We start from the raw sequence: 14,026 nt of genomic DNA, 5'->3' as shown, positions 1-14,026 counted from the left end.
TATGAAATTACCTGGGCAATCCTACCCCACGCTAGTACTCTTCGTCGATCGCCTCGACGTCAGGCAACAGCGGCGCCAAGTCAGGCAGGCGCTCCAAAGAATCGATCCCCAATAACTCGAGAAATAATTCCGTTGTCTCGTACCGGTGCGCGGCGCCCTCAAAATCATCCTGCGGCAGCTCCCGGACCAACCCGCGCAGGTTAAGGGTCCGCATTACGCCATCGACATTGACGCCGCGAACCGCCGCCACTTGCTGGCGAGTAACGGGCTGACGGTAGGCCACTACCGCCAAAGTCTCCAGGGCAGCACGGGAGAGTTTGGTTTGGGCGCCATCTAAGAGAAATTCTTCTACCGCCGCGGCATTTTCGGTGCGCGTATAAAAGCGCCACCCCTCTTGGGTCTCGCGCAGGTCAATACCAGAACCGCGACTATCCAACTCCCGCTGAATAGAACGCAAGCAATCACTGACGACGTCCCTCTCTGCCCCTAGCGCACGCGCCAAAGCCTCCACAGAGGCCGGGGAGTCGAGCACGAGCAATATGGACTCAAGACGGGAACGCAGCTGCGAAATGAGGGGAAGATCCATAGCGCCCGAGTTTACTGGAGAGGAAAAAGTCGCAGAAAATTCCCCAAATCACTTTCGTTCCCCACTGTGACTCGGCTAACATATTGTCATGGAAACCATTACTCGCACCGACAGACTCATCCTCATCCCGCTGTCCGCCGCTAATACCGAAGAGACCCACAAGGTCTACAGCGACGGACGCATCTGGAGCCACCGTCCCAATGGGCGCTTTGCCGATATCCGCACCACGCGTGCACTCGCACAAGCATCCTCCCAGTCGTGGGACGCCCACCACTTCGGGCCGTGGGCCGCGTATATGCGCCACAACCCTTCCGAATTCGTCGGCGTCGGCGGTGCCATCTTCGTCGATGAGGCAAACTTCTGGGACATCAAATACCGACTGCGCCCCGCCCATTGGGGTGCCGGTTTTGCCACCGAAATCACCTCCGAGGCGGTGAAGAGCATCCGCCAGGTGGACCCCAACTCCCCCATTACCGCCCGCGTGACCACAAATCACCCGGCGGCCATCCGGGTCATCGAAAAGCAAGGGCTCAATCAGGCATGGGAAGGGCGACGCATAGGCACCGAGGACAACCCCGAGGAACCAGACGTACGCGTCTACTCCGACCGCGAGCTCACCCCCGAGACGCTGGAATTCATCCAGCAACGGCCTTAGTCCCAGTTCGCTGCGGCAACTACCGCTGGGTCAACATCCAGGCCTGTCCACGATAGGTCCAGCTGACCCAGCGCTTCTTCTTGTTGTGCATCAACTGCCTTGGCTTTGTACAACTCCAACAGGGCCAAGAAACGCCCCACTACCTGCATAGAAACCGTACAGTCGCGGGTTAGCGCACCGAAGCTGGTCCATTGGCCCGCACCGAGCAGCTTCAGTGTTTCCAAAATTTTGCCGGCCTGCTCTGGCACCGATACTGCTACGGCGTGCACGTGACCGGTTGCCACCTCCTCCGGTGGCTTGGGACGGAACACGCCCGCGGCAAGCTCGGCAAAGCTGGCCGGCGTATGACCGAGCGAGACGGGAGGCAAAAGTTCCGCAAACTTCTCCTCGATGGAAACCGCACGCGGATAGCTACGCTGCGCCTCGCGCTGCCACACGGCGAATTGGTCGGCTGCTTGCTTATAAGCCTTGTACTGCAACAGGCGGGCAAAAAGGAGGTCGCGCGACTCCAGCAGTTCCAAGTCTTCAATATCGTCGACATCACCGCGCGGCAGAAGCCGCGCCGCCTTCAAATCCAAGAGCGTAGCTGCCACCAACAAAAACTCAGTGGTCTCATCCAGATCAGCGGACTCTCCCAGCTGGCGTGTATACGCCACGAATTCGTCCGTCACTTCTGACAGCGCAACGTCAGTCACGTCCATCTTCTTGGACTGAATAAGCTGCAAAAGCAGGTCAAAAGGGCCTTCAAAATTCCGCAGTGCAATGCGAAAGCCCGTAATCTCCGGCTGGGTCACGATACCTTAAACGGTCGAGCGCTCGATGACCTCTTTGGCCAGATTCCGGTATTGCTGCGTGGCCGGGGAGCTTGGCGCCCAGGTAGTAATCGGCTCGCCGGCTACCGAAGTCTCTGGGAAACGAACAGTCCGGGTAATGACTGTGTCAAAGACCTTATCGCCAAAGTAATCCACCACCCGGGACATCACTTCCCGGGCGTGCTTGGTCCGGCGATCAAACATGGTCACTAGGATTCCCATGACCTCAAGGTCAAAGTTAATGCGATCAGAAACCTTTTCCACGGTATCGGTCAACAGCGCCAAACCGCGCAGGGAGAAGAACTCGCACTCCATAGGGATGATCACGCCTTGTGAGCAAGCAAGGGCATTGACGGTAAGCAATCCCAAGGAGGGCTGGCAGTCGATAATGATGAAATCGTAATCGCGGCGCACCGGACGCAGGGCGCGGGCAAGGGTGTGCTCGCGACCGACTTCATTGACCATCTGTATTTCCGCAGCGGAAAGGTCGATATTCGCCGGCACCAGATCTAAGCCCGATACCCCGGTGTGCTGGATAGCGGAATGAATAGAGGTGTGGCTATCGAGCATCACGTCATAGATGGTGTCCTCGATATCGTCATGCGTGAGCCCGAGTCCCGCCGAAAGCGCACCCTGGGGGTCAAGGTCAACCAAGAGGACTTTACGGCCGTACTCGGCCAAGCAGGCACCCATATTGATGGTTGAGGTGGTTTTACCTACGCCACCCTTTTGGTTACACATCGAAATGATGGTGGCCGGCCCATGCTTTTCCAAGGGTGCGGGTTCCGGTAGCTCACGGATAGGACGACCGGTCAGCCCCACCTCTACGTCAGAGGCAGAAAATAGACCCTCTTCGCTCACAGTCACACCTGCTTCCTTGACGCCAAGTTCCGGACCATGACACTTGGCTTAGGGTTGATTACAACGTTGTCATTAAAGCGTACCCGTTACAGGTTAAAAGTACCGAGACTTAGCCTATATCAAGCGTTTAGCGTTGACTGGAACGGCGTTTGCGGATTGCCACCAGAGCTATGAGCGCGATGAGCACCGCCGCAGCTACCCCTCCAATAATCCAGCCCAAATGGGAGCCGCCGTCTTCTTCTTTGGGTTCCCTTTGCTGGCGCTCATCGAGGTTTTCCGCGGCGGATTGATAGTTAGGGTCCTGTAGGGTGACGATGAGTGCGGCCCCAGAACCGTCATTGCGAAGCAGCTGCATGATAAAGGGATTATCAGGCGCCTCGCCCTCCGGATAGGTCAAGGTGAGGGTTCGAGAAGAGGCATCCACGTCACGCTCTACGCCTTGGATAATATTGCCCTCGCCATCGAGGTAGCGCAGCGTGACGTCATTTTCTTGCGTGTCCTTGAACTGCTGGTAGAGGTCATAGGCCTGCTTGAGGCCCATCTTTGCGGTAATTGTATTGCCTTCGATTTTCGATTCAAGGTTGACGTATTCCGCGCCTTCAAGGTTGGCTTCCCCAGCAGGCTTGCGCTCCGGCTTTTTACCTGGAACAACCGGCAAGTTGCTATCTTCTTTCGCCGGCGCGGGCTTGTCATCTCCGCCCTCGGCATCGTTTCCGGCTGGCGCCTTGTCACCTTGTGCCGGCTTATCAGAGCCCGGATCCGGCGCTGGCGCTGGGTTCGGGCCGCCTTCCGCGCCGTCAATTTCTTCCTGAATGTCCTCCTGTGCGACCGACCCATCGGCTACCAGCGTCAGGGTTGCATTCATGCCTTGGGCGGAGACAGGAACCGAGATTTGGCCGCCATCTGCCGGGGCGGTGATGGTAGCGGAGGTACCTGAGGCGGAGACGTTCCACCCATCGCCGGAGTAGTTGGCTTCGGCCGGCACGGGCAAGCTTACAGTCGTGGTCTGGCCGGCAGGAACCGAAATGGGAGCGGCAATAGCAGCCTCTACTTCCGGAGGCAGCTGCGCGTGTGCCACCGCTGGGAAAAGCAATGCGGCAGAAATCGCCGCACCAGCTACACGAGTTGAAAACATATAGGTCCTTTCTTAGGCACGGGGGTGCGCAGTGCGCCAGACCTCGCGCAAGGAATCGGCAGTGACGTGAGTATATATTTGCGTTGTTGTCACCGAGGAATGTCCCAGCAATTCTTGCACGGTGCGCACATCTGCGCCGCCTTCAAGCAGGTGCGTCGCAAAAGAATGCCGCAAGGTGTGCGGAGAAATGGATTTTCCCAATTGCGCCCGCTGCGCTGCAGTCTTCAACACAGTCCACGCACTTTGACGGGATAAAGCCCCACCGCGGGTATTGAGAAACAGCGCCGGCGTCTTACCTTTGCTCAGCGCCGGTCGCGCCCGCACCAAGTAGGCATCGAGAGCCTGGCGGGCATGCGAGCCCACTGGCACAATCCGTTCTTTGTCTCCCTTGCCCCGCAAGCGTATTACCTCCTGCGCGGAGGACACGTCATCAACGTTCAGAGAGATGATTTCCGAGATTCGCGCGCCGGTGCCATAGAGCATCTCCAGCAGGGCACGGTCGCGCACATTTACTGGAGTTTCAGTAGGAGTCGCTTCAATGAGGGCGGTGACCTCATCTACCGATAATGTCTCCGGCAAATGCTGCCCGGTTGACGGAGGGGTTACCTCAACCGCGACATCGACGTCCACTACGCCTTCTGACACGGCAAATTTATGCAGTCCGCGAGCAACGATGAGCGCTCGGTTGGCTGAGGACACAGCCATGTGTGAGCGCAGGTCTTTAAGATAAGCCTCCACCATCGGTCGCGTCACCGACCGCAGATCCTCTACCCCGTTATCCCCCAGCCACGAAAGGTAGCGGCGGACATCGCGGCGATAGTTGCTCAAGGTATTGGCAGAAACGCCGCGCTCGACTGCTAGGTGATTAAGCCAGGTCTGCGCTATGTTTTCTAGCGCACTCACAGCTGCTTTAGGTCCGCGCCCGTGCGGCGGGAGCTCATCGAGGTCGGTCGAAGGTCGAACGGCTCCTCCACGCTGCGGGTCTGCTTGCCGCCGCGCAGCACAGCGTAGGCCGCCAAGATGCCGCTGCAGGCGATGGAATTAACGATGTCACCGCGCAGCACCTTGTCGACGGCCTCGTCGAGGCCCACCCAGGCGACTTCCATATCGGCCTCTTCATCCCCCGTAGCCTCCATCCGGGGGACGTCGGAAAGCTCCGAGGCGAGGAATACGCGAACCGCCTCTTCGCAGAAACCCGGCGAGGTGACAAGGTCCGTCAGCACGGACCAGGTCTGTGCGCTCAAACCGGCCTCTTCCTGCAACTCACGCTGCGCGCCGGTTAGCTCATCCTCACCGCGAACGTCGAGCAATCCCGCCGGCAGTTCCCACAGGCGCTTTCCCACGCTGTGGCGGTACTGATACACCATCGCAATACGCTCGTCTGAGTCCACTGCCACGACGGCCACAGCACCTAGGTGCTCGACTACTTCCCGGGAGGCAGAAACGCCGCCGGGCATGACTACCTCGTCGCGGCGGAGGGCGAGAATGGGGGCTTCGACAAGCAGCTGCGAATCAAGCACCTTGAAATCATGCGCCATGGGCTATTCCTTTCCCGGCAAGGCGGAGTCAGCAGTTTCGGTGGCGCCATAGTCGCCCTGGCCACCATCAAGTTGTTCCTTGGTGGCCAGAATGACCGCAATGCGCTCCACTGCCCGTTCGGTGCTATCGACCGTAGACAGCTCCGCGTCCTGATCCCGCACCTGGGCTAGCGCCTTATCATCCTGGGTCTGCTTGGTGCGCCCGCTCAACACCACGGACCCATTGACATCATCTAACCCGGTGGAAAATTCTGCCAGCGCGCTGGACGGGTAACCACGCAGGCCATTGCCAGAGACCACGATGATGGCCTGGGCAGGAACGATGGTGCCATCTTCGTAATCAATGAAACCCTCGTCGCGCAGCTTATGGAGCACGTCTGCGCGCTCTTCTACTGAGGCCAAAGGCTTCGTGCTTTCAGGATCCATAGACAACGCAGTACCCAGGACCTCACCGCTGAGGGCTCCTGCAGAATCCAAGTTCTTGATATCTGCCTTTTTAGGCGCAGTATCTTTCAAGATGGGAAGCAGCTTGTCCTTAGTTTCGGGGCGCAAGAAGTCCTTGGTCAGCTTAATCTCGCCGGCCTCCGTGGCATCGGAAGACTCCAAGAGCTTCCGAATCGCGTCCACGTCTCCGCCATTGGCGTCATCGGTGGTCACGATGAGTACTGGGCGCTGAGACAAGGCTCCATCAACCATTTCCGCGCCAGAATCGGCCACGATCTTGTCGCTGGCGTCATTCTGGGTCTGCAGAATCTTATTGTCTTGGACCACCTTGCGGTGCTCCTCGCGGATGGGATCGTCGTCTGCCATGCTGGTGGTCAAGTTCGGCGCAATCACCAAGGCGCCCAAGGCTACGCCTACCGCGGCGCCGAAGCCCAAGCCTGCTACAAGCTCAGTCTTTGCCATGGCCTATGCGCCCCCAAAGAGGCTGGACCAGGTTTCGCTGAGGTTGCTAGCAAAGTCCTGGCTGCCGCCGAAGCCGACGATGAGGATGACCGCCGCAATGGCAACCAGGATTCCCAGCACTGCCCACAACCAGCCGAGGTTGGAGGAAGGCGCACTGTAGAGATTAATTACCGCATCAGCGTCAACCACCTTGGTACCGGCCTTAAGGCGGGACAGCACGGCAGAGGGATTGGTGCGGTCCGCAAAGATATCATCGAGGTCTACCCCGCCGCCGGCCTGCACGATGAGATCGGCGCCGTGGTAGTCCGCAAAGAGCAGGCCCAGGTCGGTACCGGAATGCGTTGCCGCGGGGAAGGTCATCGCACCGATGCCGAGGTCCTGGATGCGGTCGAGGCCTTCTACCTCCCCTTCCGGGTCCGCAGGCACGATTACGCGGGCGCCGCAGCGCAGGGCTTCATCGCTCACGCTATTGGGATCCCCAATAATGAAATCCGGCTTATACCCTTGAGCCAGCAACGAATCTGCTGCTGCTCCCACTGCAATCAGCAGCGGCTCATACTCACGGATAAAGTTGCGCAGCTGCTTGAGCTGTTCGCGGTGCCTATCGGTAGGAGAAAACAGGACAGCCTTGCGGCCGGCGATTTCGGAGCCGGAGGCGGGGACGCCGAGGCCGTCGATAAGCAGCGGGCCTTCCGAGTTAATGAAATCGATGGAATTGCCAAAGAAGGATTCCATATGGTCAATCAGCGCGCCCTGCGCCGCGGTGAAGTTCTTTTCTGCTCGCTCACGGGTTACCACGCGGCCGGTGCCGAGCGCCTTATCGCCGCTAAAGACGGTGCCGTCCTCCCCGATACGCGCCTTCTTGCCTTCTTTGAATTCGGAAACAAAGGACTGGCCAACGCCTTCAAGGAGAGTAATGTCGGCGTCAAGCAACATGTGCGGGCCATAATTAGGGACCGTGCCGGTAGAAAATTCCGCCACGTTAATGACGGCGGAGGGCTTAAGGTCTATGAGGGTCTGAGCCTCGTGGCGAGAGATATTGGCCGCATCAATTACGGCGACGTCGCCTTCACTAAACTTTTTCATCCCCTTAGCGCCTGGAGTGCAATCGCGCAGTGCACCAGGCTGCTCGGGGTTACGGGAAAACAGAGCCATGGGCCCTATTGTGGCGTGATTATGGTTTCGAGTGGGTGAGGCGCGCGGAAGCTTCTTCCTGTGCGCGGTCAAAAAGCTCCTGTGCGTGCGCGCGGCCGGTCTCGGTATCGTCCAACCCCGCCAGCATGCGAGCCAATTCCTCTACGCGCTCCTCCTGTGACAGCTCGGCCACGCCAGAGGTAAATTTCTCCTTCGATACATGCAGGTGCGCATCCGCATACGCTGCGACCTGCGGCAGGTGCGTTACCACAATCACTTGATTATGCACCGCCAAGCGGGCTAAGCGGCGGCCGATCTCTACGGCTGCGCGCCCGCCCACGCCGGCATCGACCTCATCGAAGACCAAGGTGGCGCCGTCCTCGTCCGCCAGCACGACCTCCAAGGCCAGCATGACACGGGAGAGTTCGCCGCCCGAGGCAGCAGAGGCAATCGGCTTGCCATTCAATTGCAACTCGGCCGCGTCTGCGCCGGACTTTGAATACTTCGCCTGCGTAAGCTCGACCGTCAAGGTCGAATTCGGCATGGCTAAGCCGTGGAGCTCCTGCGTTACCTGCTCGCCCAGGGCCTTCGCCGCTTTCCGACGCCCCCTTGTCAGCTCCCCTGCCCGCTCAATCATCACCGATTCAGCGTCTTTGACCTGCTTTTTCAGCTCCTCCAGGGCTTCTGTGGAGGTATCCATGGACTCCAGTTTTGCCGCTGCCTCATTGCGCCAGGCGAGCACGCCATCAATATCCCCGGCGTATTTCCTGGTCAACGTGCGCAATTCCTGCTGCCGCTGGAGGGACTTTTCCAACAGGTGTGGCTCCGCCGGCAGCCCGGCTAGATACCCACCGAGCTCGCCGGAGATATCGCCCAACTGCGTCGAGATCTCGCTGAGCCGTTCGCCCAAGGCCGCCAGTTCCTTATCGGTGGACCCCGCCAAGGCAGAAACCGCCCGGCCTAGCAGTGCCGAGGCAGCCTCTTCCAGTTCCTCGGTGCCGTCGATGGAAGCCAACGCAACTTCCGCGGACTCGCGCAGCCCATCGACGTCCTGCAGCTTGCGAACCAGCTGCACTAGTTCCTCATCCTCGCCGGGTTCTGGGGCAATGCCATCGATCTCATCGACGGCGAATTGCAGGCGGTCAACCTCCTGCGCCAGCTCGCGGCGCTGCTCCGTACGCCGCTTATAGTCCTTCGCGAGGCTGCGCCACTGTTTGAAGGCCTTGGTATAGCGCTCTCGCACACGCGCCAATTTCGGATCCGCACGATCAACCGCACCCAGTTGTTCCTCGGGCGCGAGCAAACGCAGCTGGTCATTCTGCCCGTGGACCGTTATAAGCTCGCGCGCGAACTCGCCCAGAGTTGCAGCCGGCACCGCACGGCCGCCTAAATAGGCCCGCGATCTTCCGGCGGCAGAGACCGTGCGTGAAACGATATACTCGCCATTTTCGTCAGCATCGCCGCCGACCGACTCCACCAACTCACGGATGGATTCTTTCGACGAAGAAAAGTGCCCCTCCACTGCAGCCTTCTTCGCGCCATCGCGCACTCGAGAGGCGTCCGCGCGACCACCGGCTAAGAGCCTTAAACCAGTAACCACCATGGTCTTACCCGCACCGGTTTCACCGGTAAGCACGGTAAGGCCCGCGGATAGTTCCGCAGAGCTCTGGCTAATGACGCCAAGATCATTGATGGAAATATCGACGAGCACTACTTCTCCTTCGGCCCGCGCCACCCTTCTACGGGCAGGCGCAGCTTCGAGACTAAACGGTCAGTAAAAGGTTGGTCATCCAAGCGTACCCACCGCACCGGACGCTCGCCTCGCACTACTTCCACACGTGCCCCTGCTGGCATCGCAAATTCGCGGAAGCCATCTAATATCACGGTGGCGGGAGTCGTGCGCATCGTCGATTCGACGGCTACTAAAGAATTGGGCGATACAACCAATGGCTTGGTAAACAGCGCATGCGCATTATTCGGCACTACCAAGATTGCATCCAGAGAGGGCCACAACACCGGACCACCTGCGGAAAACGCATAGGCGGTCGATCCAGTGGGCGTGGAAATCAGCACCCCATCGCAGCCAAAGGACGACACCGGCCGCCGGTCAACCTCCAAGATTGCATCTAGCACGCCGGAGCGGTTTTGGTTTTCTACCGAAGCCTCATTCAAAGCCCAGCTGCGGTTGAGAAGGGTTCCCTCCTCATCAAAGATGGACACATCAATGGTGAGGCGGTCCTCAATGCGGTAGCGCTTTTCAATCACGCGCACCAAGGCCTGATCGAGGGATTCGACCTCCCACTCGGCGAGGAATCCCACGTGGCCTAGATTGATGCCCAGCACCGGAATATCTACGGCACGCGCCATGTCGGCGGCACGGAGGAAGGTTCCATCGCCGCCTAAAACCAACACCAATTCGCACCCCGCGGCCGCATCTTCGGTGTGCGGTACATGCTTCAATCCCGGCAGTACCTTTTCGTCCGCGCACACTCGTACGGTAATTCCCGCATCTTGCAAAAGCTCAGCTGCACGCGACGTCGCCTCCAGGTTTTGCTGGCGGTTGGCATGAGGCACCAACAGGATTTCACGGGTCATTGCGGGCCTTCCTCGACTGCACGGTCAATCATTTCTTCCACTTTAGCCAGATCTGTGGACTGACCGTCCTTTTTCAGCCACAGGAAGTACTCCACATTGCCGCTTGGCCCAGGCAGCGGGGATGCCACAGCCCCATGCATGCTAAGCCCCAGGGACAACGCAAATTCAGCGACCTCCTTGGTTACTTCTTTACGCAACTCCGGCGAACGAACCACGCCACCGCTTCCGAGGCGCTCTTTGCCCACTTCAAATTGCGGCTTCACCATAGGCAACAACCAAGCGCCGTCCTTCAGACAATCCACAATGGCCGGCAATACCAAGCGGAGGGAAATGAAGGACAAATCGCCTACCATGCCGTCGCAGGGGCCGTCGGTAAGCTCCAGCGTTAAATTCCGGATATTCGTGCGGTCTAAAACGGTTACGCGATCATCGTTTTGCAGGCGCCAGAGCAGCTGCCCATAGCCCACGTCGACAGACAGCACTTCCTGCGCACCGTGTTCCAGGCACACGTCTGTAAAGCCACCGGTAGAAGCGCCGGCATCGAGGATGCGGCCGTTCATGTCGACGTCGAACTCGGCCAAGGCACCCAAAAGCTTGTGAGCGCCACGTGAAGCCCACTTGTCTTCTTCGGCTTCCTCTACCTTGATGGAAACCTCGGGCTCTACAATCGACGCCGGCTTGTGCGCCTTGAAGCCACCCACCGTGACACGGCCGGACTTAATCATCTCCCGTGCCTGCTCACGTGACCGGGCAATCTTTCGGCGCACCAGCTCCGCATCTAACCTACGACGTTGTGGGGGCATTAATTCTCCTGCAATGCATCGCGCAACACATTGTGAGCGCGATCAAGCTGATCTACTTCAGCGGCCAAATCCGCTGCGTCTTCTCCAAGGATCTCTGCTACTTCCGCATCGATCTCTACCGGTTCCTTGACGGCTCGAAAGTCGTGCGGCTTTACCGCCATTGCGCAACAACCTTTTCCGCGCGCTCGCTACGCGGCTGAATATAGCGTGGCGGCGACGGCATGGCCCATGCAACTTCCAACACCGTGCGCAATGCTTGAACGGAGGTAGACTTTTCGTCGCCGCCCTCGAGCAGAAGGTCATGGCCATCGCACCGCGCCGTAAATCCACCCTGTGCTCCGGGACGAGCGACGGAGACGGGAAGGGCAAGCTCGTGCATTCCTGCACCGATAAAGTTAGGGCGTGACTCCACAGGTGCTTCAATCAGCTCCAACTCACCAGAAACGCCGGTAAGCACATGGAAGGTATCCATTGCAGCAGAGTTACCACCTGCAATATCAGTATCCAGACGGTCGCCCACAGCAAGTGGCTTCTTCGCGCCGATTTGCTTTGCCGCAAAAGTAAACATTGCCGGCTCGGGCTTGCCAGCAGATACCGGCTCTACCCCGGTGGCTGACTGGATGGCGGCAACCAGAGAACCATTTCCCACAGCAAGACCTCTCTCAATTGGCAAAGAGGTATCGAGATTCGAAGCAAAGAACTTGGCTCCCTGGCGAATGGCCAAGGCACCTTCAGTCAAGTGTTCCCAGCCAACCGAGCGGTCAAAGCCTTGCACAACGGCAGCAGGCTTGTCATCGGCGCTGGAGACTACCTTGAAGCCCATCTCTCGGGCCAAGTCACGGAGGGAATCAGCACCGATGATAAGCAGCTTTGCCCCAGCTGGGACCTCTTCCGCCGCGAGTTGGAGTACCGCTTGCGCAGAGGTAACGATCTGTTCCGTACCCGCGGTGAGACCGATGTCCGCCAGCATCTTCGCCACTGCCTGTGGGCTGCGCGAAGCATTGTTGGTCACATACACTGCCGGCACTCCGCAGGTGTTGATGACGTCCACCACGTTAGAAAGGGGTCGGCCGCCTTCCCACACGGTGCCATCGAGATCGAGAAGAAGAGCGTCGTGCTTGCTGAGAACCGTCACTACTTGCACTCCTCAAGGCGCTCGGCAGCATCGGTCCAGTCGCCTTCATCAATAGAAACTGCGTGCTCAAACCAGTCCCGAGCCTCGTCCTTTCGGCCTGCTTCAAGCAGAGCATTACCGTAGGCATAAGCGAGACGGCACGCGCTTACCCCGCGGGCATCGCGGTCAGGATGTGCGCGTTGAATGGTGACAACCGCGGACTCGGCTTGCCCCATGTCTAGGCGGGCGCCGGCCAAAACAATTGCCAGCTCAATCTTGGACTCTTCATCAAGTTCCGATGCTCCCTCCGCACGACCTAGCTCCAGCGCCTTCTCCGGGCGGCCCAAGCCGCGCTCGCAATCCGCCATTACTGCAAGCATTCCAGGGCCACCGGAAATGCGTCGCGCGGCACGCAGCTCAGCAAGGGCTTCCTTCCACTCGCCCGCACGATACGCAGCAATGCCATTGACCTCACGAGCAATTGCGACGCGGCCAGCGCGGTCCTTGGCGGCACGGGCATGCCGCAATGCAAGCTTGGGATCATCTTCCATCCAGGTCGCAGCCATGATCATATGCTTGGCGACGGCCTCGGAGTTCTCCTTCGATAGCGACTTCAGGTCCTGCAGCACCATCGGGTCCAGGTCGTTGACATCTACCTCAGCCGGGATGTCTGGGTCACTCATGCGACGGTTAATGCGTTCCTCACGGTAACCGGAGCGCTGAGGCGAAAAAGACTTCTTCTTCCGGGAATCGCCCTTAAAGTCACGGCCCTTGTTATTGCGTGGCTTGCGGTCTCGTCCGCCTCGCCCATTGTGATTGCGCTCCGACATTCAGCCCTACCCTTTCTTGGTTGGAACTAGCACAGAAATACCGGCCCTATTCTACAACCCGCAAACAAAAAGCCGGAATTTAGATCCTGGCGGGCTGCCGCAGCGTTACCCAAACATTACTCATCAAACCAACCCAGAGGCACACCGTGACGAAACGGATGCTACCACCAGGAACAAGTAGCGCGCCTAGCGCGCCGTAGACAACAAATAGCAGGCCCCACAGCGCTTGACGACGCACCGCCTTCCTCAATGCAGCCCAACCGAGAAGAATCACTGCACACACAATCAAAACCGCACCAGTCGCAGCGTCCCACCAGCCCACAACGTCGCCTTCACACGAAATAGACAAGAGCAAAGATCCCGGCAGCGCAGTGCCGATACCGAATAAGACCCTAGTTCCAGAAACATCTAACGGTCTTTCAGAAGAGAAAGAAGACACCGCTAAATCTCCTTAAGCCGCTGCGAAAAATAGTCACGGTTAAATTCTTGCTTGTCAGCGAATTCCTTGAGCACACCCGGCCAAGTCGGATACGCATCAATAAGGTTCTCTGCGACATTCAATAGTGGGGAGAATGCAATCTCACCCCATCTAACGCCTATGCCTACCCGTTCAGAGTATGGTGTGCTGCTCAATGGGCCTAGAGCCCACTGGCTACCGGAAGCAGCATTCATCCATGTACCGCTAATAGCCAGTACTCGGGAAACCTTGTCTTCGTAGCTGTCCTTGGAGTTTAAGACGTCTAGCACCGCATCGAACGGAAATTCTTTAGAGCCCTGGGTGACTTGTTCTTCCTGCTCCGGCGAAAGCTCCTCGAGCATCGCAGGAATCGCAACCGCGTGAAATTCTTCCAGACGCTTTCCAAACTGCTGATGATAGCCATCGAACCACATAAGTTTCCTCCCAAACTATCGAGTGGATAAGTGTAGCGAAGATGCAAGGACCTGGCCCCCGTTAGGTAGACACCTGATATCCAGCCCGGTTGGGTTGGGAAGAAAGGTAATCTACCACCATGCCTAGGTACTCCGAACAGTTCAAACGTGATGCTGTAGCCCTCTA

The 14,026-nt window shown here is 58.5% G+C and carries 17 protein-coding genes; 1 reads left to right on the top strand and 16 read right to left on the bottom strand.

Annotated elements, in window-relative coordinates:
- Nucleotides 1-31 precede the first annotated feature (31 nt).
- Nucleotides 32-586 carry an SMC-Scp complex subunit ScpB gene (gene scpB / locus RAE09_RS00085; RefSeq protein WP_150850798.1) on the bottom strand — a complete coding sequence of 185 codons (555 nt, stop codon included), beginning with the start codon at nt 584-586 and terminating at the stop codon, nt 32-34.
- Between the two features lie 88 nt (nt 587-674).
- Here scpB and RAE09_RS00080 point away from each other — a divergent pair, with 88 nt between their 5' ends.
- A complete protein-coding gene (locus RAE09_RS00080) occupies nt 675-1,241 on the top strand; it encodes a GNAT family N-acetyltransferase (RefSeq protein WP_316980660.1) in 567 nt (188 codons plus the stop codon).
- Here the strand turns inward: RAE09_RS00080 and RAE09_RS00075 are convergent.
- The 15 genes from RAE09_RS00075 to RAE09_RS00005 all read right to left on the bottom strand — a co-directional run bounded on the left by RAE09_RS00075 (nt 1,238) and on the right by RAE09_RS00005 (nt 13,860).
- The gene (locus RAE09_RS00075; protein WP_316980659.1) at nt 1,238-2,035 is read right to left on the bottom strand and encodes a segregation and condensation protein A; all 798 of its coding nucleotides are present in this window, start codon (nt 2,033-2,035) and stop codon (nt 1,238-1,240) included. The two genes, RAE09_RS00080 and RAE09_RS00075, sit on opposite strands and share 4 nt — an antisense overlap.
- Nucleotides 2,036-2,041: 6 nt before the next feature.
- Nucleotides 2,042-2,914 carry a ParA family protein gene (locus RAE09_RS00070; RefSeq protein ID WP_040425292.1) on the bottom strand — a complete coding sequence of 291 codons (873 nt, stop codon included), beginning with the start codon at nt 2,912-2,914 and terminating at the stop codon, nt 2,042-2,044.
- A gap of 127 nt (nt 2,915-3,041) precedes the next feature.
- Nucleotides 3,042-4,049, bottom strand: a complete 1,008-nt coding sequence (locus tag RAE09_RS00065; RefSeq protein WP_316980658.1) for a hypothetical protein — start codon at nt 4,047-4,049, stop codon at nt 3,042-3,044.
- 12 nt (nt 4,050-4,061) lie between these two features.
- On the bottom strand, nt 4,062-4,952 hold the full coding sequence (xerD, locus tag RAE09_RS00060) for a site-specific tyrosine recombinase XerD (RefSeq protein WP_179386469.1): 891 nt from the start codon (nt 4,950-4,952) through the stop codon (nt 4,062-4,064).
- Nucleotides 4,949-5,587, bottom strand: coding sequence for an NUDIX domain-containing protein (locus RAE09_RS00055; protein WP_005324666.1), 639 nt, complete (start codon nt 5,585-5,587; stop codon nt 4,949-4,951). The genes xerD and RAE09_RS00055 overlap by 4 nt, the downstream gene beginning before the upstream one ends.
- 3 nt (nt 5,588-5,590) lie before the next feature.
- Nucleotides 5,591-6,493, bottom strand: coding sequence for a copper transporter (locus RAE09_RS00050; RefSeq protein ID WP_316980657.1), 903 nt, complete (start codon nt 6,491-6,493; stop codon nt 5,591-5,593).
- Nucleotides 6,494-6,496: 3 nt separating this feature from the next.
- A complete protein-coding gene (steA, locus tag RAE09_RS00045) occupies nt 6,497-7,648 on the bottom strand; it encodes a putative cytokinetic ring protein SteA (protein ID WP_316980656.1) in 1,152 nt (383 codons plus the stop codon).
- A gap of 19 nt (nt 7,649-7,667) precedes the next feature.
- Complete coding sequence (recN, locus tag RAE09_RS00040; protein ID WP_316980655.1) at nt 7,668-9,338, bottom strand: DNA repair protein RecN; 1,671 nt, start codon at nt 9,336-9,338, stop codon at nt 7,668-7,670.
- Nucleotides 9,338-10,222 carry an NAD kinase gene (locus RAE09_RS00035; RefSeq protein ID WP_005329485.1) on the bottom strand — a complete coding sequence of 295 codons (885 nt, stop codon included), beginning with the start codon at nt 10,220-10,222 and terminating at the stop codon, nt 9,338-9,340. Before RAE09_RS00035 ends, recN begins: the two co-directional genes overlap by 1 nt.
- Nucleotides 10,219-11,025 (bottom strand): TlyA family RNA methyltransferase, encoded by an 807-nt coding sequence (locus RAE09_RS00030; protein WP_250409724.1) that lies wholly within the window; start codon nt 11,023-11,025, stop codon nt 10,219-10,221. Before RAE09_RS00030 ends, RAE09_RS00035 begins: the two co-directional genes overlap by 4 nt.
- Nucleotides 11,025-11,186, bottom strand: coding sequence for a hypothetical protein (locus tag RAE09_RS00025; protein ID WP_200436158.1), 162 nt, complete (start codon nt 11,184-11,186; stop codon nt 11,025-11,027). The genes RAE09_RS00030 and RAE09_RS00025 overlap by 1 nt, the downstream gene beginning before the upstream one ends.
- Complete coding sequence (locus RAE09_RS00020) at nt 11,177-12,160, bottom strand: HAD-IIA family hydrolase (RefSeq protein WP_316980654.1); 984 nt, start codon at nt 12,158-12,160, stop codon at nt 11,177-11,179. Before RAE09_RS00020 ends, RAE09_RS00025 begins: the two co-directional genes overlap by 10 nt.
- Nucleotides 12,160-12,969: a tetratricopeptide repeat protein gene (locus RAE09_RS00015; RefSeq protein ID WP_316980653.1), complete on the bottom strand. Its 810-nt coding sequence runs from the start codon at nt 12,967-12,969 to the stop codon at nt 12,160-12,162. The genes RAE09_RS00020 and RAE09_RS00015 overlap by 1 nt, the downstream gene beginning before the upstream one ends.
- A 79-nt stretch (nt 12,970-13,048) precedes the next feature.
- Nucleotides 13,049-13,408 carry a hypothetical protein gene (locus RAE09_RS00010; protein ID WP_316980652.1) on the bottom strand — a complete coding sequence of 120 codons (360 nt, stop codon included), beginning with the start codon at nt 13,406-13,408 and terminating at the stop codon, nt 13,049-13,051.
- 2 nt (nt 13,409-13,410) lie between these two features.
- Nucleotides 13,411-13,860, bottom strand: a complete 450-nt coding sequence (locus tag RAE09_RS00005; protein WP_250409922.1) for a hypothetical protein — start codon at nt 13,858-13,860, stop codon at nt 13,411-13,413.
- Nucleotides 13,861-14,026: the final 166 nt, after the last annotated feature.

Origin of the sequence: Corynebacterium tuberculostearicum, assembly GCF_032821615.1 — a bacterium.
GTDB lineage: Bacteria > Actinomycetota > Actinomycetes > Mycobacteriales > Mycobacteriaceae > Corynebacterium > Corynebacterium tuberculostearicum_H.
The sequence above is the reverse complement of the archived record's forward strand: the minus strand, read 5'-3'. Positions and strand labels throughout refer to the sequence as shown.